The organism is Streptosporangium sp. NPDC053982 (assembly GCF_055585205.1).
The window spans coordinates 1-18,878 of sequence record NZ_JBVJKQ010000032.1 but is presented as its reverse complement, the minus strand read 5'-3'; the positions used below and the strand labels follow the sequence as shown (position 1 = coordinate 18,878).

16 protein-coding genes are annotated in these 18,878 nt (G+C 73.0%); all 16 read right to left on the bottom strand.

Annotated features, from left to right (window positions below; all coding sequences use genetic code 11):
- Window positions 1-43 precede the first annotated feature (43 nt).
- A complete protein-coding gene (rox, locus tag ACZ6W9_RS36485; RefSeq protein ID WP_470121825.1) occupies window positions 44-1,468 on the bottom strand; it encodes a rifampin monooxygenase in 1,425 nt (474 codons plus the stop codon).
- A 459-nt stretch (window positions 1,469-1,927) separates the two neighbouring features.
- Window positions 1,928-2,509: a dihydrofolate reductase family protein gene (locus tag ACZ6W9_RS36480; protein WP_470121822.1), complete on the bottom strand. Its 582-nt coding sequence runs from the start codon at window positions 2,507-2,509 to the stop codon at window positions 1,928-1,930.
- A 65-nt stretch (window positions 2,510-2,574) separates the two neighbouring features.
- Window positions 2,575-3,414, bottom strand: coding sequence for a helix-turn-helix domain-containing protein (locus ACZ6W9_RS36475; RefSeq protein ID WP_470121821.1), 840 nt, complete (start codon window positions 3,412-3,414; stop codon window positions 2,575-2,577).
- A gap of 91 nt (window positions 3,415-3,505) precedes the next feature.
- Window positions 3,506-4,525, bottom strand: a complete 1,020-nt coding sequence (locus ACZ6W9_RS36470) for a 2-hydroxyacid dehydrogenase (RefSeq protein ID WP_389968657.1) — start codon at window positions 4,523-4,525, stop codon at window positions 3,506-3,508.
- Complete coding sequence (locus ACZ6W9_RS36465; protein ID WP_362944331.1) at window positions 4,522-5,136, bottom strand: histidine phosphatase family protein; 615 nt, start codon at window positions 5,134-5,136, stop codon at window positions 4,522-4,524. The genes ACZ6W9_RS36470 and ACZ6W9_RS36465 overlap by 4 nt, the downstream gene beginning before the upstream one ends.
- Complete coding sequence (locus tag ACZ6W9_RS36460) at window positions 5,133-6,623, bottom strand: FGGY-family carbohydrate kinase (protein WP_389968655.1); 1,491 nt, start codon at window positions 6,621-6,623, stop codon at window positions 5,133-5,135. The genes ACZ6W9_RS36465 and ACZ6W9_RS36460 overlap by 4 nt, the downstream gene beginning before the upstream one ends.
- A complete protein-coding gene (locus ACZ6W9_RS36455) occupies window positions 6,620-8,107 on the bottom strand; it encodes an FGGY family carbohydrate kinase (RefSeq protein WP_389968653.1) in 1,488 nt (495 codons plus the stop codon). Before ACZ6W9_RS36455 ends, ACZ6W9_RS36460 begins: the two co-directional genes overlap by 4 nt.
- Complete coding sequence (locus ACZ6W9_RS36450) at window positions 8,107-9,342, bottom strand: sugar ABC transporter permease (RefSeq protein ID WP_389968651.1); 1,236 nt, start codon at window positions 9,340-9,342, stop codon at window positions 8,107-8,109. The genes ACZ6W9_RS36455 and ACZ6W9_RS36450 overlap by 1 nt, the downstream gene beginning before the upstream one ends.
- Window positions 9,339-10,127, bottom strand: a complete 789-nt coding sequence (locus ACZ6W9_RS36445; protein ID WP_362944339.1) for an ATP-binding cassette domain-containing protein — start codon at window positions 10,125-10,127, stop codon at window positions 9,339-9,341. Before ACZ6W9_RS36445 ends, ACZ6W9_RS36450 begins: the two co-directional genes overlap by 4 nt.
- A 16-nt stretch (window positions 10,128-10,143) precedes the next feature.
- On the bottom strand, window positions 10,144-11,226 hold the full coding sequence (locus tag ACZ6W9_RS36440) for an ABC transporter substrate-binding protein (RefSeq protein ID WP_389968648.1): 1,083 nt from the start codon (window positions 11,224-11,226) through the stop codon (window positions 10,144-10,146).
- Between the two features lie 445 nt (window positions 11,227-11,671).
- Window positions 11,672-12,631 (bottom strand): sugar-binding transcriptional regulator, encoded by a 960-nt coding sequence (locus ACZ6W9_RS36435; protein WP_389968646.1) that lies wholly within the window; start codon window positions 12,629-12,631, stop codon window positions 11,672-11,674.
- A 109-nt stretch (window positions 12,632-12,740) separates the two neighbouring features.
- Window positions 12,741-13,652, bottom strand: coding sequence for a LysR family transcriptional regulator (locus ACZ6W9_RS36430; RefSeq protein WP_362944345.1), 912 nt, complete (start codon window positions 13,650-13,652; stop codon window positions 12,741-12,743).
- 198 nt (window positions 13,653-13,850) lie between these two features.
- The gene (locus ACZ6W9_RS36425) at window positions 13,851-14,930 is read right to left on the bottom strand and encodes a YihY/virulence factor BrkB family protein (RefSeq protein ID WP_470121820.1); all 1,080 of its coding nucleotides are present in this window, start codon (window positions 14,928-14,930) and stop codon (window positions 13,851-13,853) included.
- Between the two features lie 29 nt (window positions 14,931-14,959).
- On the bottom strand, window positions 14,960-15,817 hold the full coding sequence (locus ACZ6W9_RS36420) for a CHAP domain-containing protein (protein ID WP_470121819.1): 858 nt from the start codon (window positions 15,815-15,817) through the stop codon (window positions 14,960-14,962).
- A 260-nt stretch (window positions 15,818-16,077) separates the two neighbouring features.
- On the bottom strand, window positions 16,078-17,421 hold the full coding sequence (gene gdhA, locus ACZ6W9_RS36415; protein ID WP_389968640.1) for an NADP-specific glutamate dehydrogenase: 1,344 nt from the start codon (window positions 17,419-17,421) through the stop codon (window positions 16,078-16,080).
- 221 nt (window positions 17,422-17,642) lie between these two features.
- The gene (locus ACZ6W9_RS36410) at window positions 17,643-18,437 is read right to left on the bottom strand and encodes a DUF3152 domain-containing protein (RefSeq protein ID WP_389968638.1); all 795 of its coding nucleotides are present in this window, start codon (window positions 18,435-18,437) and stop codon (window positions 17,643-17,645) included.
- Between the last annotated feature and the right edge of the window lie 441 nt (window positions 18,438-18,878).

The window sequence follows — 18,878 nt, the reverse complement described above, 5'->3', positions numbered from 1 at the left end:
AAGGGTCGTCCGGGTCTTCCCCGGACGGCCCTTCCGGGCGGGATCAGCCGGCGGGCTCGCCGAACCAGCGGGCGAGGTGGGCGTCCAGGTCCCGCTGGTCGTCGCCGATCCAGGCGACGTGGCCGTCGGGGCGCAGCAGGACACACGGGACGTCCAGCGCCGCGGTGGGATCGGCGAGATGGTCCACCCGGTCCGACCAGCCGCCGGCGGTCAGGCGTCCGGTGCGGTCCAGCAGCAGGCCGCGGCCGCGGTGCAGCAGGTCGTAGAGACGGCCCTGTTCCACGTCGATGTCACGCAGGCGGCGGCCGAGCAGGTCGGGGCCCTCACCGAAGTCGTAGCGGACGCCGATCGCGGCGATCTTCTCGATCAGATGGCGGTTCACCTCGTTGAAGTCCATCAGTTCGGTGAGCAGCCTGCGCACGGCCCGCGGACCCGGCTCGTCGGACAGCAGCTCCGTCTGGGCGCGGGTGTTGTCCAGCACCTCCTCGGCGACCGGATGGCGCTCGGCCTCGTAGGTGTCCAGCAGCGTCTCCGGCGCCCAGCCGCGGACCTGCGCTGCCAGCTTCCAGCCGAGATTGAACGCGTCCTGAACGCCCAGGTTGAGGCCCTGACCGCCGATGGGCGGGTGGATGTGCGCCGCGTCGCCAGCCAGCAGCACCCGCCCGGCCCGATACCGCTCGGCCAGCCGGGTGGCGTCCCCGAAACGGGACACCCAGCGCGGGGAGTGCACACCGAAATCGGTTCCGGCGACGGCGCGCAGCGCTTGCCTGAACTCCTGGAGGGTGGGCGGTTCCGCGCGGTCGCCGACCCCCTCGGCGGGGACCAGGACGCTGTAGCTCCCTCCGCCGAAGGGCCGCAGCCAGAACCGCCGATGGGTCTCGCGGATCCCGGCCGTCACGGCGGCGATCTCCTCCTGCGGCACGCCCACCTCCATCTCGCCCATCAGCGTGTCGGCCCGCGAGGGCTCGCCGGGGAAGCCGACACCGAGCAGTCCGCGCACCGTGCTGCGCGCGCCGTCACAGCCGACGAGGTAGCGCGACCGCAGCCGTTCCCCGCCGGCCAGTTCGACGGTCACGCCCTCGCCGTCCTGTTCGAGACCGGTCACCGCGCATCCGTGCCGGACCCGCGCGCCCAGTCCGATCGCGTGCTCTTCGAGCAGGCGGACGATGACCGGCTGCGGGATCCCCAGCAGATAGGCGTACGCGGAGTCCAGGCCCTCGGGCACGGGCTTGTCGATGGCGGCGAAGAAACCGCCGGCCGGACGCCGTCTCCCGTGCGGGAGGAGACGGTCCAGCAGTCCGCGCATCGCCATCAGCTCGAGGCTGCGGATGTGCAGGCTGACGATGCGGACGAACGACGCGGGCTCGGTCTCCTTCTCCAGGACGAGCACCCGTACATCGTGCAGCCGCAGTTCGGCGGCGAGCATCGCACCGGTCGGCCCGCACCCTGCGATGATCACGTCGAACACGGGGGGCGTGCGGTCGGCGCCGGAGGCCGACGGGCGGAGTACGGGGGCGTCGTGCCCGGCCGTGTCGTCCGACGACGGCCCGGCGGTGAAGCGCGGAGGGTTCACAGGTGTTGCCTTTCGGGAGTGCCTTGTCATCGAGGCGCTCCCGGCGACACCTACGTCGATCGCCCGACCGCGACGGGAAGGGAGAGCACCCACATCGATACAGCGTTCATGGGTCTCACCTCCTCGGGCGGTGTCACGGTCGAAGGAAAGTTACAAGCCCGGGGGTCGTGCCGTCCAGCTCTTTTCCCGGCCGCGCGATCACGGCTCCGGCGGCCCGGCCGCACCGGCTCCACGGCGGCGCCGCCGTAGCGGCCGGGGTGTCGTCAGGACCCGTGCGGCCGGGTGTGCGCGATCGAGTCCGCCCGGTCCGGAGGCGACCCTGCCGCCCGGTGGGGAGACGGCCGCTCAGATCGGTCAACGGCGCACCCGATAGCGCAGGTGAAGCACCCGGTCGCCCTGAATCACCACGTCAGGATCCTCCAGCAGGTGCTGCGCGTCGATCGGCCCGAAGTAGCGCTTGCCGGACCCGAACACGACCGGTACGACGTCCATGCGCACCTCGTCGACCAGGCCCGCGGCGAGCACCTGGCCACCGACGTCGCCGGCGGCGACCTCGACGATGCGGTCACCCGCGAGCTCCTGCGCCTTGGCCATGGCCGCCTCGACGCCGTCGGCGAAGTGAAACGGCGCCTCGGGGTCCCAGCCCTCGGGCATCGGCCGGTGCGACACGACGACCACGTGAGCGATGCCGCCCGGAGGTTTCCCGTCCCAGCCGTCCGTCATGTCGAAGACGTGGCGGCCGACGATCGTGACGCCGATCCGGTCCCAGTACGGCCGGGTGTGGTCGTAGGACGTCTGCGACACCTTCAGCTCGCCGCTCCCGTCCAACGGGACGTCACCGCCGGACAACCAGTCGAACAGCGGTCCGGGCTGGTCATCCTCGTCCGCGACGAAGCCGTCCACCGACACCGAGCCGTACATGACCACCTTGCCCACGGGGCTCTCCTCTGCTTCGGGGTGCCCCAAACTAGCGTGTCGTGAGCTGTCGCTCTTGTAAGAAATCAATCGGCCGGCAGCGGCCAGCCGTCCAGCGCGTGACCGGGATGTTCGCGCAGGAACCGCCGCCGGACCTCGACGTAGCGGGTCGGCGTGAGCCCGGTGAACGCCCGGAACTCGTGGCCGAAGTGGGCCTGGTCGAAGTAGCCCGCGCCACCGGCGAGGTCGCCCCAGTCGATCGGTCCGGCGGGGTCGATCGCGAACACGGTGGCGGCGAAGCGGTAGGTGCGGGCCAGCCGCTTCGGCGTGACGCCGACGAGCTCCTTGAACCGCTGTGCCAGGTGAGTGCCGCTGACACCGGCCGCCGCGCTCAGGTCGCCGATCGCCACCGCCCCGCCGGTCGCCGCGATGACGCCGCTCGTACGGCGGACCAGCCCCAGGCCGGCGGTCTCACGCAGCCGTCGCATCAGCTCCTCCTCGAGCAGCGTCAGCATCTCGTGCGGACCGGCCGCCGCGGCCAGCCGGTCTCGCAGTTCGGCGACGGCGGGCCGGCCCCAGACCTGCTCCACCGTCACCGGCCGGTCACACAGTTCGGCCGCGGGCATCGGCAGGAACGGCGCCGGCCCCCACGGCTTGAAGTGCACGCCGACGGACCGGGTCTCCGGCGGATAGCCGAACTCGAAGGCGCGGGTGGGCATGGTGACCACGCAGCCGTCGGCGTACTCGGCCGTCTCGATCTCGGTGCCGGCACGGATGCGGAACGGCGCCCCGAGGTTGACGACGAGCAACGCCGACGGCCCCGGCGGGAGCGTCAGCCGGGCGTACGGCGGCGCACCCTCCAGGTAGTAAAGGTCGTCGATCAGCCCGTCCAGCGGCGGTCGCGGCACTCTGGACACGTACTCCACGCCCCCAGTATCGCCGACGCCCCCGGGCGAACCTGATCACGTGTACCCGGCCGCGCGAGTCTTACCGGCTCCCCGGCTCCACGGCGGCGCCTCAGGAGGAGGCGGCGGGGTTGGCGTGGTGGGCGACCGGCTCGCCGCGCAGGTAGCGGGCGACGTCGTCGGCGACGATCCGCGCCGCCTTGGCCGCCGTCTCCTTGCTGGCCCCCGCCAGGTGCGGGGTCATCACCAGGTTGGGCGTGGTCAGCAGGCGGGACCCCTCGGGGATGGGCTCGGTGGGGAAGACGTCCACCGCGGCGCCGAACAGGTGGCCGGAGTCCAGGGCGTCGCACAGGGCGTCGTAGTCGAGCAGCGCGCCGCGGGCGCAGTTGACCAGCACCGAGCCGGCGGGCATCAGCGCGATCCGCTCCGCGTCGATCATGCCGGTGGTCTCCGGGGTGACCCGGGCGTGCAGGGACACGAAGCGAGAGCGGCCGAGCAGCTCCTCCAGCCCCACCTGGCCGGGGACGCCGGTGACGTAGGGGTCGTACACCAGCACCTCGGCGCCGAACCCCTCCAGCATGCGGGCCACCCGGCTGCCGATCGCGCCGTAGCCGACCAGGCCGACCGTGCCGCCCTCCAGCTCCGGGCCGACCTGGTCGTACACGTAGTAGTCGCCCCGCCACACGCCCCGGGCGAGGTCGGCGTTGGTCTGCGGGATGCGGCGGGTGGCGGCCAGCAGCATGGCCAGCGTGTGCTCGGCGGTGGCGACCGCGTTGCGGCCGGGCGCGAACGTGACGGTCACCCCGGCCTCGGCGGCGGCCTGGAGGTTCGCGTTGACCGGGCCGCCCCGGCTGACGCAGAACAATCTCAGGTCGGGGCAGGCGGCGAGGACCCGCTTGGTCAGCGGGGCCATCTGGGTCACGCAGACCTCCACGCCGCGCAGCGCCTCGATCAGCTCCTCCTCCACGTCGGACGCCTCGTCGACCTCGCCCACCCGCCCGAACGGCACGACCGGCCACGGCAGGGTCAGCTCGCGGATGTCGGCGTCCCCGGGGACCACCTGCCGGAGCGCGTCCACCAGGAGGTCGCTGCGCACGAAGTGGTCACCGGCGGCAAGGATTCGGACGGTCAACGAACGGCTCCGATCGGAGAGTTGAACTGCAGGATCGCGACCTGCCCGCCGTCGAGGCGGAGCTCGGTGACGGCGCAGTTGTCCAGGCGCGGGAAGAGCCGCCGGTAGGAACCGAGCGGCACCCCGATGAGCCCGCACAGGGCGAGCCTGATGACGGTCGTGTGGGCGACGGCCAGCACCCGCCCGCCGGGGTGGGCGGCGGCGATGTCGCGCAGGGCGGCGGTGAACCGGTCTGCGGCCTCCGCGGGGTCCTCGCCCCCGGGCAGCGGGCAGGCGGCCGGGTCGGCCTCGAAGGCGGCGCGGGCCTCGGGGAAGCGCTCGTGCATCTCCGCGGAGGTCAGCCCCTCGCCGCGGCCGAAGTCGAGCTCGCGCAGCCGGGCGTCCGTCCGCGGCTCGACGCCCGCCGCCTCGGCGCTCGCCTCGGCGGTGATCCGGGCCCGGCTCAGCGTGGACGTCCAGACGGCGGACAGCCCGGCCTCGGCCGACCAGGCGGCCAGCCGCCCGGCCTGCTCGTGGCCGCGCGGGGTCAGCTCGACGTCGGTGACGCCGGCGTAGCGGTTCTCGGCGTGCCAGACGGTCTCGCCGTGGCGGGCCAGTACGAGCCGGGTCATCGGGCGCTCCTCTTCCGGGCGTGGGCGGCGGCCTCCGGGGGCAGCCAGCCGCGGTCCTCCAGTTCGGCGACGAACCGCAGGTAGTGCTCGCGCAGGTCCTCACCTCCGGGTTCGACGACCTCGCGGGTGCGGATCATCCGGGCCGCGGAGGCGGGCCCGGCGGCGAGTACGGCCATGCCGAGCGCGGGCTCGGCGTTCTCCCGCAGGGTCACCGGCCGGCCCAGCACGGCAGCCCTGACGCGGTTCCAGTAGGAGCTGCGGGTCGCGCCGCCGGTCAGCACGATCTCACCGTCCACCGGGGCGCCGAGCAGGTCGAGGTAGTCGAAGCAGAGCCGCTCGATGTAGGCGGCGCCGCGCAGGATCGCGGCGTAGCGGTCGACGTCGTCGCCGAGGCGGCCGAGGGTGAAGCCCTCCGCCTCCGGCGCGGCGAACGGGAACCGCTCGCCGCGGGAGACCAGCGGGTAGACGGTGGCGGACGGGTCGGCGGGCGGGCGGATGGACGGACCGGCGGGCGGGCCGGCTCCGGCGCCGCCGGATTCGAAGCGCCCGGCGGCCAGCCGGCTGAGCGCGTCGAGGTCGCGCCCGGCGAGGTCGCGGGCCAGCACGCCCGCGCCGGTGCTGGACGCGCCGCCCGGCAGCCACGAGCCGTCCGGGGCACGGTGGGAGTAGACGACGCCCAGCGGGTCGTGGACCAGCTCCCGGGTGACGCCCTTGAGCACCAGCGTGGTGCCCATCACCGAGTTCCAGCTGCCGGGCGTGAGGGCGCCCGCGCCGAGCTGGGCCGCGCACCCGTCGGTGGTCCCGGCGACCACCGGCGTGCCCGCCGGGACGCCGGTGGCCTCGGCGGCCTCCGCACAGACCTCCCCGAGCACGGTGCCGGGCCGTACCACGCCGGGCAGCACGGAGGCGGGGACGCCGAGGGCGTCCAGGACGTCGGACGGCCAGCGCTCGTCGATCAGGTCCACGCCCGTCTTCAGCGCGTTGCTCAGGTCGGTGGCGACCGGCCGGCCCGTCAGGCGGCGGTTGACGAAGTCGTTCTGGTGCGCCAGTCGCGCCCCGGCCGGGGCGTCGCGCAGCAGCCACAGCAGCTTCGGCAGCGCCCAGTTGGCCTGCATGCGGCGGTAGCCGAGCCGGTCCCACACGTGCGCGCCGACGTCGTTGACCCGGTCGACCTCGCCGGCCGCCCGCCGGTCGTCGTACATCAACCCGGGGGTGAGCGGCCGGCCGTCGCCGCCGGTGAGCAGGATCGTGCCGGAGGTGGCGTCCACCGCCACACCGCCGACGGGTCCCGGCGGCACGTCGCGCATCGCCTCGCGGGAGGCGGCGGCCAGCGCCTCCCACCACCCCTCGGGATCCTGTTCGTGCCGGGGGCCGTCACGGCGGCTGGTCAGCGGCCTGCTCGCCGCGCCGAGCACCCGGCCGTCCCCGGTGACGGCCATCACGCGCACGCTCTGCGTGCCGAGATCCACGCCGATCCAGGTGCTCATGAGCGGCTCCGGGTCTCGGCGAGCAGCGGCCAGGACCGGGCGGCGGTCTCACGCAACGCGAGGAAGTCCCGGTAGAGCGTCTCGTAGGAGCCGAGCCGCGGCCGTACGGCGTCGCGCAGCCGCACGTGGCGCCCGGCCGCCTCCTCCAGATCGGCGGCGGCGCCCGTCGCGGTCAGACCGACCAGGAAGGCGCCGCGGGCGCCGACCTCGGCGTCGGCCGGCCGCAGCACCGGCAGGCCGGTGACGTCGGCGATCATCCGCAGCCACAGGTCGCTCGCAGAGCCGCCGCCGCACACCCGCAGCTCCCGCACGCCGGGGCCGAAGGCGTCCAGGCAGTCGCGGACGACGAACGTGAGGCCCTCGAACACGGCGCGGGCGATGTGCCCGCGGTCGTGGTCGAACGACATGCCCAGGAAGGAGCCCCGGGCGAGCGGGTCGCAGAACGGTGCCCGTTCCCCGGCCGGGGACAGGTAGGGCAGGAACGCCAGGCCGCCCGCGCCCGGCGGGCTCGCCGCGGCCAGCTCGCCGAGGGCGGCCGGGCCGGGCAGCCCGAGCAGGCGACAGACCCAGTTGATCACCTCGACCCCGGCGAAGGTGGGGAAGGCCCGCAGGTAGCCGCCGGGGGCCGCGATCGTGATGCCCACGGCGGGGCCGTCCAGGTCGGGTTCGGCGACGATGGTCTCGGTGCACAGCGTGGTGCCCAGGATGCTGCACGCCCGGCCCTCGCCCACCGCGCCCGCCCCGACGGCGGTGGAGACGATGTCGTAGGGGGCCATCACGACCGGGGTCCCGGCGGGCAGGCCCAGCGACGCGGCGGCGGACGTGGTGAGCGCGGCGACGCGGTGCGCGTCGCCGCGCGGCTCGGGCAGCAGCCGCGCGGCCCACTCCAGGCCGAACGACGCCAGCAGCTCGGGGGAGTAGGCGCGGGCGCGCAGGTCCATGAACGGCGCCGAGGCGTCGGACTCGTCGGCGGCGACCTCCCCGGTCAGCCGGGAGAAGATCCAGCCGCCGCAGGTCAGCAGGGCCGCCGAGCGTTCCAGCCGCTCGGGGTCGTGCTCCCGCAGCCAGGTGAGGATCGCGTGCGGCAGCCCCGAGGCGGCGGCGGAGCCGTTGACGCGGAAGGCCCGCTCGGCCGCGCCGGAGCGGTTCCAGGCGTCCACCGCGGACGCGGCCCGGCCGTCGTTCCACAGGATCGCCGGCCCGGTCGGCTCGCCGTCGGATCCGACGAGCCAGGCGCCGTCGCCCTGGGCGGTGACCGCGACGAAGTCGACGGCGCCGGCCGAGGCGCCGGCGAGGCGGCCGGCGACCGCGCGCACCGTGTGCGCGACCGCCGCCCAGACCGTGTTCATGTCCTGTTCGGCGTGGCCGGGCGCGGGCCGGGACACGCCGGTCTCCTGCCGGGCGACCGCGATCTCCGCTCCCGCTTCGTCGTAGCCGACCGCCTTGACCACCGTGGTGCCGGCGTCGACGCAGATGGCCGCCATCAGGCCCGCCCGTGGGAGGTCCGGGACCTGCGCGCGGCCGAGTCGACGACCACGGCCAGCAGCAGCACCACGCCCGTCACGACGAACCGGATGGAGGAGTCGAGGTTCAGCAGCGTCAGGCCGCTGGAGATCGACTGGATGACGATCATGCCGAGCAGCGCGCCGAACGCGGTGCCGCGCCCGCCGAACAGGCTCGTCCCGCCGATCACGGCGGCGGCGATGGCGTTGAGGTTCACGTCGCCGGCGCCGCTGCTCTGGTTGGCGGCGGCCAGCCGGGCGGCGGCGAGGATGCCGCCCACCGCGGCGAAGGAGGAGCACAGCATGAACGCCGAGGTGTAGACGGCCCGGACGTTGATGCCGGCCCGCCGCGCCGCCTCGACGTTGCCGCCGACGGCGTAGACCGACCTGCCCCACTTCGTACGTGACAGCAGGTAGTGCATGACCAGTACCAGCGCGACGAACAGGACGAACATCCAGCCGACGCCGCGGGTCCGCCCGAGGTACCAGACCACGAACGCCAGCACCGCCAGCAGCGCTAGGCTCCGTACGGCCAGCATGGAGGTGGTCCGGGATGACAGGCCCGCCAGGCGGCGCTCCCGGGCGTGCAGGTAGCCGGTGGCGAACAGCCAGGCCGCGGCGACGACCGCGAAGACGTACGACAGCCACTGCGGCACGAAGGCCAGCTGCGCGAAGTTCACCAGGGCCGAGTCGAACGGCAGGTTGATCGACCCTTTGGTGCCCAGCACGTACAGCTGGAGGCCGAGGAAGGCCAGCAGGCCGGCCAGCGTGATGACGAAGCTCGGCACCCCGAAGCGGTTGAACAGCTGGGCGTACACCCAGCCGATCGCCGCGCTCATCGCGACCGCCGCCAGGACGGCCGCCCAGAGCGGCAGCCCTCTGCCGACGAACAGCACCGCCAGCACCGCGCCGGACAGGCCGCTGACCGAGCCGACCGACAGGTCGATCTGCCCGACCAGCAGCACGCACACGATGCCGAGCGCGATGACGCCGACCGCGGCCGACTCCAGCGTGAGGTTGACCAGGTTGGTGCTGGACAGGAAGACCGGGTTGAGGATCTGCAGCACGGCCCAGATCACGACGAGGCCGACCAGGACCGGGATCACGCCGAGATCGCCGCCGCGGGCCCGCTCGATCACGTCGGTGAGCGCGCCGCGCAGCCCCTCGCGGCTCCGTAACCGCTCGTCCTGGCGGTCGGTGGCGAGCGTGGTGGTCATGAGAGCCCCTCCTTGCGGCGCGCCCGGCGCTGCGACACCGCGTTGTCGGCGGCGCCGGTGATGGCGGCGATGATGTCCTCGACCGAGACGTCGTCCACGTCGAACACCCCGTTGTTGCGGCCCAGCCGCAGCACGGCCACGGTGTCGGCGACCGCCTTCACGTCCGCCATGTTGTGGCTGATCATGATGACGCCCAGGCCGTTCTCCCGGAGCCGCTCGACGAGGTTGAGCACCTCGGCCGTCTGCGCGACGCCCAGGGCCGCGGTCGGCTCGTCGAGAATGATGATCTTCGGGTCGCCGAGCAGCGACCTGGCGATCGCGACGGTCTGCCGCTGGCCGCCCGACAGCGACGCCACCGGCACCCGGACGCTGGGGATCTTCGCCGACAGCTGGCGGAGCAGCTCCCACGAGCGCGTCTCCATCGCCACGTCGTTCAGCCGGAGCGGGCGGATCTCCTGCCCCAGGAAGAGGTTCTGGATCACGTTGAGGTTCTCGCACAGCGCGAGGTCCTGGAAGACGGTGGCGATGCCGAGCCGGTGGGCGGCCGCCGGGCTCGGGATGCCGACGGTCTTCGCGTCGAAGGTGATCGTGCCCGAGTCCGGCGGGTGCACACCCGACAGGATCTTCACCAGCGTCGACTTGCCGGCGCCGTTGTCCCCGACGACGGCCACGACCTGACCCGCCGCCACATCGAGGTCGATGCCGGTGAGCGCGGCGACCGCGCCGAAGGTCTTGCTGATCCCGCGCAGGGACAGGACGCTGTCTGCTTGCTGGGTGGCGGACAAAGGGGCTCCTGGAGATCTACTTGATGCCGAGCTCGGCGCATCCCTTGGCGTACTCGCCCGTGCACGCCTCGGACGCCTTCATGATTCCGCTCTGGAACAGCACCTCGTTGATGTTGTCCTTGGTCACGACCGTGGGGGTGAACAGCTCCGAAGGCGTGTCGTAGAGCTTGGTCTTGCCCGCGGGCTTCTCGCCCCGCGCGAACCGGTAGGCCGCGTCGGCCGCGGCCTCGGCCACGATCTTGATGGGCTTGGAGATCGTGTTGTACTGGTCGCCGGAGATGATGCGCTGGGCGGCGGCCAGCTCGGCGTCGTTGCCGGTGACCGGGGGGACCTTCACGCCCGCCGCCTTGAACGCGGCGATCGAACCGCCGCCGGTGCCGTCGTTGGCCGCCACCACGCCCACGATCTCGTCGCGGAACCTGGTGATCTGGCCGCTCACCCAGGTCTGGGCCTTCTCCGGCTGCCAGTCGGGGGTGTCGTACTCGGCGAGCAGCTTGAAACCGCTCGGGTCGACCGCGCCGTGGACGCCCTTCTTGATCAGGCCGGCGGCGGCGTCCGTGGGGGAGCCGTTCACCTGGAGGATCCCGCCCTCGGCCTTCTCCTCCTTGAGGTGGTCGACCAGGGACTGGGCGATCATCGAGCCGATCTTCTCGTTGTCGAACGAGATGTAGTAGTCGGCCGGGGTGGTGGGGATCGGCCGGTCGTAGGCGATGACCGGCACGTTCTGCGCCTGCGCCGACTTGACGATGGTCGCGGCGGCGGCCGAGTCGACGGGGTCGATCACGATGGCCTTGACGCCCTGGGCCAGTGCCGAGTTGGCCTGCTGCTGTTGCTTGGAGGCGTCGGAGTCGGCGTTCTGGTAGATGACCGTGCAGCCCGCGCACAGCTGCTTCATCTTCGCCTCGAACAGCGGCTTGTCGGCCAGTTCGTACCGGGTGGAGGCGAGGTCGGGCATGAGGAAGGCCACCTTGGCGTTCTCCGCGCCCCCGTCGCCGCCGCCGTCCGCTCCGCCGGAGCCGGAACCGCAGGCGGTGAGCGCCGCGCCCGCGATGACCGCCACCGCGGCGAACGTCGTTGTCCGCGTCTGAGCTTTCTTCACGGCTTCTTCCCTTGCTCGCTGTGTCCTCGCGCAGCGGATCCGCTCCGCGATCCCCGAGGCCGGGCATGGTCCGCTACGCGCGGTCATGCGCCATGGCCGAACACGCTAGCGCGTGCTCGGAATATTTGTCCAGAAAAAGTGTTCAGGGATTTTCCAGACCCGTGACCTGGCGCCGACGCGCGAACGGCGACCGGGGACCTCCCCTCACGGGACGAGGGTTCCGGGCGCGGGGGCTGCGGGGACGGGGCGCGCGGGAACGGCCCGCCGGGCGGTGCCGTACGGCGGGTGTGCCGTACGCCGGCGGTGCGGTGCGGTATGGCGGGTGTGCCCGTGCGCGGGTGGTGTCCTGTGGCGGGCGGCGCCGTACGGCGGGCCGCGGGACGGGCGTCCGCCTCCGCCGGTGGCCCGCTCTCCCGTCAGCGGATCACCGTCAGCGGGATCACCGTCAGCGGGTCGCCGAAAGCAGGCTCTCCGCCGTCAGGGCGTCGGTGACGAGCTGGTTGAAGTAGCCGCCCCTGGCCCCGGCGACGATCGACAGGACCTTCTCCGGCCCGACCGCCACCGCGATGGAGACGGGGATGCGGCGCAGCTGCTCCAGGCTGGTCGCCACCAGCCGCTCGCTGCCCGGATAGCCGACGGGCTCGCCGTCGCGGTCGTAGAAGCGCGAGCACACGTCGCCGACGGCGTCGCGCAGGCTGCCGGCGTGGCGGGGCACGAAGGCCGGCACGACCTGGCGCGTCAGCGGCGGCGAGCCGACGCCGACGATCGCGCACCTGGCGTGCGCCCACAGGTCCATGACCCTGCGCACCGACGGCTCGTGCTGCAGGGAGTAGAACAGCTCGGGACCCGGCTGGGCGGGCGCGTACAGGTAACTGGGCACGCCCCCGACCCGCTCGGCCAGCAGGCGGGTCGTCTCGTTCGTCTGGAACCAGGGCTGGGGGTCCTCCTGGCCGCCCACGGCCGGGGCGATCGTGACCCCGGGGAACCTCCCCAGGCTCTCCCGCGCGCACTCGTAGACCGTGCTGCCGGAGGAGACCAGCAGTACGTCGCCGGACTCCAGGCCCGCCGCGGCCAGTGCCCTGGCCAGGCCCGGGGCCAGCCATGGGCCCAGCGCCGGGCCGCCGACCCTGGGCACCAGGAAGACGCGCGCCAGGCCCAGCGCGGTGGCCACCTCGGCGGCCAGCGGGCCCTCCTCCAGCGCCGCCGGCCGGTGCACCCGGATCTCCACGATGCCGTGCCGGCGCGCCTCGGTCAGCAGCCGGCTCACCGTGGCCCGGCTGACGCCCAGCCGCTTGGCGATGTCGGCCTGGGTGGCCTCCTCGAGGTAGTACTGCGACGCCGCCGCGTACATCAGCTCCCGGGGGAACCGGGCCTGTGCCTCCGGTACGGCGTCGGCGGCGTTCATGGGCGGGCTCCCCCTCATTTTCTGAACATATGTGCTGAACAGATGCGCATTGACTATACCCGCGCCCTCTCCAAGGGAAAGGCTAGCGATCCCGGACGCGGCCCGGCGATCAGTGCGACGCGGTACGGAGCCTGGCCGAGGCGTCGCGCAGGTAGTCGATGAAGGAGCGCAGCGCCGGGTTGGGGTTGGTCGGGCGGGCCGCCGCGCCGATCCTGCGGTAGAGCCGGGGCCCGTCCAGCCGGCACACCTGGACGCCGGGGGCGCCCCGCGCCCCGAGGCTGGGCACCAGCGCGACCCCGAGACCGGCCCGCACCAGCCCGAGCGTGACCTCGTAGTGGTCGCTGCGGCAGCGGATCATCGGACTGAACCCCTCCAGCGCGCTGGCCCGCTCCAGCACAGAGACCGGGGTCCCGGTGCCGTAGGTGGTGATCCACGGCTCGCCGGCCAGGTCGGCGAGCCGTACCCGCTGCGACTTGCCCGCGGGGTGGCCGGGCGGCACGACCAGCAGCTGCGGCTCGTCGAACAGGTGGGTGACCTCGACCCCCTCCGGAGGCTTCCACGGGTCGAGCGCGTGCTCGAAGACCACCAGCACGTCGAGCGCGCCGCGCTCCAGGTCGGGCAGCAGCTCGTGGGGCTGGCCGAGCACCAGGTCCAGCTCCACGGCCGGGTGGCGGGCGGTGAAGGCCGACAGCGCCAGCGGCAGCAGCCGGTACCCCGCCGAGGCGAAGAACCCGATCCGCAGCTGCCCGGCGTCGGCCCTGGCCTGCGCCAGCAGGTCCTTCTCCGCGGCCTCGATGATGTCGAGCACCTCCTGGGCGCGGGTCGCCAGCCGCCGGCCCGCCGCGGTCAGCCGCAGGCTCTGGGCGCCCCGCTCGACCAGCCCCACCCCGGCCTCCTCCTCCAGCCGGGACAGCTGGTGGGAGACGGCCGAGGGCGAGAGCCGCAGGACGCGCGCGGCCCCGGCGATGCTCCCGGTCCGGAAGACCTCCAGCAGGACGCGGAGGCGGTGACTGCTCAACACCGCCCCAGTATGGGGTAATTGTCCGCAGATGAGGGAGTCGGTACGGTCACCGGCCTGGGAGTTCCCCGAGGCCCCGCCGTCTGCCGCCGGTTCCGCCGGATGACGGGCGGGACAGCCCTCGGGCCCTTCCACGGACCTTTGACGGGCCTTCCGCGGGCATTTCATGGACATTCCGTGGACGGCCGGACGGCGGGCCGGTCAGGCGTCCGGGACGGCGGTCACGGCCGGCCGGGCGGGGCACTCAGGGTGATCCGGGTGGCCGAGGCGTTCGGGGTGCTCGGGGTGTTCGGTGTGCTCCGGAAGCCGGGTGCGTTCGGGGTGCTTCGGGTGTTCGGGATGTCCGGGGTGCTCCGGAAGCTCGGGCTGTTGGGGCTGTTCGGGGTGTTCGGGCCGTTCCTGGCGGGACGCCAGATCGACGACCCGCCCGCCGGTGCCCGTGGCGCACAACGCGGCGGCGAACAGGATGATCTGGTTGAGGACCTTGAGGAAGACCAGCATCCCGACGGCGCCCGCGACGACCTGGTAGGCGGGGTTGGCCGCGGTGATCTCCAGGTAGAACTGGCCGATGGTCTTGAGGATCTCCAGTCCGGCGGTGGCGAACAGCGCGGGCCCCAGCACCCGGCCGAGCGGCAGCCGCAGCCGGGGCGTCACGGTGAGCAGGGCGGCGGCCAGCAGTGTGTTCACCGCCAGGCCGAGCACGAACGAGGCCGCCGACAGCAGCCACCGCGTCACGTCGTCGGTGACGCCCACGGTGTGCAGGAACACCCAGTTCAGCAGCGACTCGGCGGCGAAGGACACCGCCAGGGAGATCGACAGCAGCAGCCCCAGCCCGGCCAGCACGCCCAGGTCGATCACCTGGCGCAGGAAGTAGGCGCCCGGGTACTCCTCCAGCCGCCAGACCGCCCGGATCGCCGAGCGCATGCTGTCCACCCAGAACAGCCCGGTCAGCGGCAGGCCCACGAAGGCGATCGCCCCGGCCGTGCTCCGGGCGTCGCGCAGCGCCGCCACGTCCAGGCGGGGGAAGTTCTCGCTCAGGAAGACCTGCACCGTGGTGATGACCTTGGGGTCGTCCAGCACGTGCCCGATGATCGAGAAGCCGAGCAGCCCGAGTGCGAACACCGCGAAGAACGAGTAGTAGGTGAGCGCGGCCGACAACCGCCCGCCGTCCGCCTCGTCGTACCGCACCCCGGCGCGCACCAGGTGGTCCAGCCAGCCGTGGCGGCGGCGGGCCCGCGTCCAGAACGCCGCCACCCGCCCGGCGAATCCCGTGACCGTCATGGCCGGGCCACTACCCGGCACCCGCCGCTCTACCGCCCTCCGGCGCCCCGGCCTGCCGGAACCACAGTGAAGCCCACACACCCCTCACAACCCACACAGTGCACATGGTGCACGGAGTCCCCGGAGTCCACAAGATCCCCAGGGTCTGCGGAGCCCGGCGGGGGAGGGGCGACGGAGTCCGGCCGGCGGTCCCGCCTGCGATGCCGGCCCGCCGCGGGGCGGGACCGCCGCCTGGTCAGCAGGAACGTCGCGACGAGGAGTACGGCCAGCAGCCCGGCGACCGGCGCCGTCTCCGGCGGCATGCCGTACGGTCCGGTGCCGAAGGCCAGGGACGAGGCGCCGGGGCCGGGCGCCGGGCGCACCTCGATCCGGGTGGCCTCGGAGAGCGCCCCCGCCCCGTCGGCCGGGGGCGCGCCCGCCAGGTTCTCCCTGACCTTGCGCGGCAGGCCGTAGCCGACGACGTTGCTCTCGTCGCGGGTCTTGCGCTTCAGCCGGGAGCCGTCGACGTTCGCCTCGATCGTGTGGATCGTTCCACCGTCCACGCGCTCGACCACGCCCACGTGGTCGATGCCGCCGATGTCCCGGCCGCCGGACCAGTCGAAGAAGACCAGCGCCCCGGGCTCGGGCGTGCCCGACCACGCGCCGTGCATGGCGAACCAGCGGGCGTGGGAGGGGGTCCAGGCGAACAGGCCGACGTAGTCGGCGACACCGGCCTTCGCCGCGGCCCAGGAGATGAACATGTCGCACCAGGGCGCCGTCTCGTACTCGGCGTCCCGGACGACGTTGGCCGAGTACCACCGGCCGAACACGGTGGGCTGCCCGTCGCGCTGCCGATATCCGAGCTCCGGCGCCATGGTCTTCAGCAGTGCGTCACCGATCGGATCCAAGGCCGTCAGCCACCCCGTCCGCGTGTCCTCCGCCCTTCCGCGAAGGGTGGGCGCCGTCCGACAAGCCGGACTGTATTCCGTACGACGCGAAGAAGATGGCTTTTCCGATAAAAGGGGGCTTTATCCGGCGCTTTGATGCCGGATCCGCCGAATCGCGGGAACGGCCGGTATTTCCGGCCTATCATGCCCGTCCGGCCCGGGAACCTCCCGAGCCGGACAAACTAGACGAGCTAGACGAGCTGGACGGACCGGGTGCGGCCTCAGATCAGGCCGAGCGCCAGCATCGCGTCCGCGACCTGCTTGAACCCGCCGATGTTGGCCCCCGCCACGTAGTCGCCCGGCATGCCGTACTCGTCGGCGGTCTCCAGGCAGCGGGCGTGGATGTCACGCATGATCTCCCTCAGGCGCTGCTCGGAGAACTCGAAGGTCCAGGAGTCGCGGCTGGCGTTCTGCTGCATCTCCAGCGCGCTGGTGGCCACGCCGCCCGCGTTGGCCGCCTTGCCCGGTCCGAACGCCACCCCCGCCTCCTGGAACACCCGGATCCCCTCCGGGGCGGTGGGCATGTTGGCGCCCTCGCCCACCGCGATGCAGCCGCCCCGCACCAGGGCCTCGGCGTCGCGGGCGGTGATCTCGTTCTGGGTGGCCGACGGCATCGCCACCTCGCACGGCACCTCCCACACGGGACGGCCGGAGACGAAGGACACCCCGTCGCCGCGGCGCTCGGCGTAGACGTTCAGCCGCCTGCGCTCGACCTCCTTGACCTGCTTGAGCAGCCCGAGGTCGATGCCCTTCTCGTCGAGGATGTATCCCGAGGAGTCGGAGCAGGCGACCACCACGCCGCCGAGCTGCTCCACCTTCTCGATCGTGTAGAGGGCGACGTTGCCGGACCCGGACACCACGACGCGCCGGCCGTCGAACGACGTGCCGCGCGCCCTCAGCATCTCCTCCACGAAGAAGGCGCAGCCGTAGCCGGTCGCCTCGGTCCGCACCTGTGCGCCGCCGTAGCTGAGCCCCTTGCCGGTGATCACTCCGGACTCGTAGCGGTTGGTGATCCGCTTGTACTGGCCGAACAGGTAGCCGACCTCGCGCTGCCCGACCCCGATGTCACCGGCCGGGACGTCGGTGTACTCGCCGATGTGGCGGTAGAGCTCGGTCATGAAGCTCTGGCAGAAGCGCATCACCTCGCGCGCGGAGCGGCCCTTGGGGTCGAAGTCGGAGCCCCCCTTGCCGCCGCCGATGGGCAGGCCGGTCAGCGCGTTCTTGAATATCTGCTCGAAGCCGAGGAACTTCACGATGCCGAGGTAGACCGAGGGATGGAAGCGCAGGCCGCCCTTGTAGGGGCCCAGCGCGCTGTTGAACTCCACCCGGAAACCCCGGTTGATCTGCACCTCGCCCCGGTCGTCCTCCCATGGCACGCGGAAGATGATCTGCCGCTCCGGCTCGCAGATACGCTCAATGATCTTGGAATCGGCGTACTCGGGATGTTTGGCGAGGACCGGTCCGATGCTCTCCAGCACCTCGCGGACGGCCTGGTGGAACTCGATCTCACCGGGGTTGCGGCTCAGAACGTTGTCGTAGATCGAGGCCAGTCTCTCGTGCAGCATCCTCGTCCCCTCATGTTGACAGCGATCGAAGTGATCTCCGCCCAGATTAGGCGACGCGGATCCGCGCATCCCCGGAGGCCGGGCGGGTCCCCTCGCGGGGCGCGCCCATGCGGGCCGGCCGCCCCGGACGGAGGGCCCGGAGCGACCGGCCGCGGGCCCGGAGCGACCGGCCGAGCCGGAGAGGCCGGTCAGCCGCCGGTCAGCCACCGATCAGCCGCCGGTCAGCGGCCGGGGGACGGCCAGGCGTTGGGGCGGCAGCCGTACAGCGACTTCGTCTGCTGGAGCATCACCGGGGCCCGCCGGCCACGTCCGGGACACGGCGTGTGGCCGTGGCCGAGGCCGTGGCCCACCTCGTGGTTGACGACGTACTCCCGGTAGGTGGCGACGTCGCGCCCGTAGCCCCGCACGCCCTGGTTCCACCGCATGGCGTTGATCACCGCGCGCTTGCCGTTCCAGCAGGACAGCAGGCCATTGGTGATCATCGGCCGGCACTGCCGGTCGGTCATCCCGGGGCTGGACAGCGACACCCGGATCTCCACCGGCCCGCGCGTCACGCGCCTGAACCGGAAACCCCAGCTCCGAGGGTCGTTCAGCGTACGGTGCACGGCCTCGGCGAACTCCCGCCCGTCGAACGGCAGGCCGCGCTCGACCTCGACGATGTAGCGGATCACCCGTCCCTTGCCGCCCGCCGGCGGTTCGGCCCCGCCGCCCACGACGGAGTAGCGGCCGCCCGCCGAGGCGGGCACCTTCATCCGCTGCGGCTGCCGGCGGCCGTTGGCCAGCAGGAAGGGGCGTTCCGCTCCGGGGGACGAGTGCGGAGAGGCCGTGGGCGCGGGAGGCGGGGTGGGGGTCACCGGCGCCGGGGGCAGGGCCTCGGGCGTGGCGGGCATGTCCGAGACCGGTTCAAGGCGACCGCTCAGCAGGGTGGCGCCGCCGGCCAGCAGTGTCGCCGAGATGGCGAGGGCGAGGAGGCCCACAAAGGGTCTGCGGTCATAAAATTGTACCTTCCTGGACATAGGCCGTAAACCTTATTACCTCCGGCCGCCACTGATCAGCCGGGAGGCCCTCACGGACCCCCGGGACCCCCGGCCGCCGGATGTCCGGCGGATGCCCGGCGGGCGGTCGCTGGAGGGCCGTGGGATGTCCGCCGGGCGGCCGCTGGAGGACTGCTGGAGGGCCCGCCTCCGTCGCCCGGCCGGGCGGATCCCGCCTCCCGGCCCGTTCCGCCTCCCGGCGCCCCCTGCCGCCTCCCGGTGTCCCGGCCCGGTTCCTGGGTACCGCCAGGCTGACTGGGTAACGCCAGGCGGACGGTCATGGAAGCGGGTCTCCCCCGGCGTGGGGGGGGGGGGGGGCCCCCCCCCCCCGCCCCCCGCGGCCGGCGGGGGGGGGCGGGCGCCAACGCGCTGACGGCGTAAAGCACCAGGCCGACCGCCACGGGGACGACAACGGCCGCGGCG

Bases quoted from the DNA above. Each gene is read 5' to 3' on its own strand.
- ACZ6W9_RS36465 (WP_362944331.1), bottom strand. From the start codon at position 5,136: ATGACCCGGCTCGTACTGGCCCGCCACGGCGAGACCGTCTGGCACGCC.
- ACZ6W9_RS36460 (WP_389968655.1), bottom strand. From the start codon at position 6,623: ATGAGCACCTGGATCGGCGTGGATCTCGGCACGCAGAGCGTGCGCGTG.
- ACZ6W9_RS36455 (WP_389968653.1), bottom strand. From the start codon at position 8,107: ATGGCGGCCATCTGCGTCGACGCCGGCACCACGGTGGTCAAGGCGGTC.
- ACZ6W9_RS36450 (WP_389968651.1), bottom strand. From the start codon at position 9,342: ATGACCACCACGCTCGCCACCGACCGCCAGGACGAGCGGTTACGGAGC.
- ACZ6W9_RS36435 (WP_389968646.1), bottom strand. From the start codon at position 12,631: ATGAACGCCGCCGACGCCGTACCGGAGGCACAGGCCCGGTTCCCCCGG.
- ACZ6W9_RS36425 (WP_470121820.1), bottom strand. From the start codon at position 14,930: ATGACGGTCACGGGATTCGCCGGGCGGGTGGCGGCGTTCTGGACGCGG.
- gdhA (WP_389968640.1), bottom strand. From the start codon at position 17,421: ATGCTGCACGAGAGACTGGCCTCGATCTACGACAACGTTCTGAGCCGC.
- ACZ6W9_RS36410 (WP_389968638.1), bottom strand. From the start codon at position 18,437: ATGTCCAGGAAGGTACAATTTTATGACCGCAGACCCTTTGTGGGCCTC.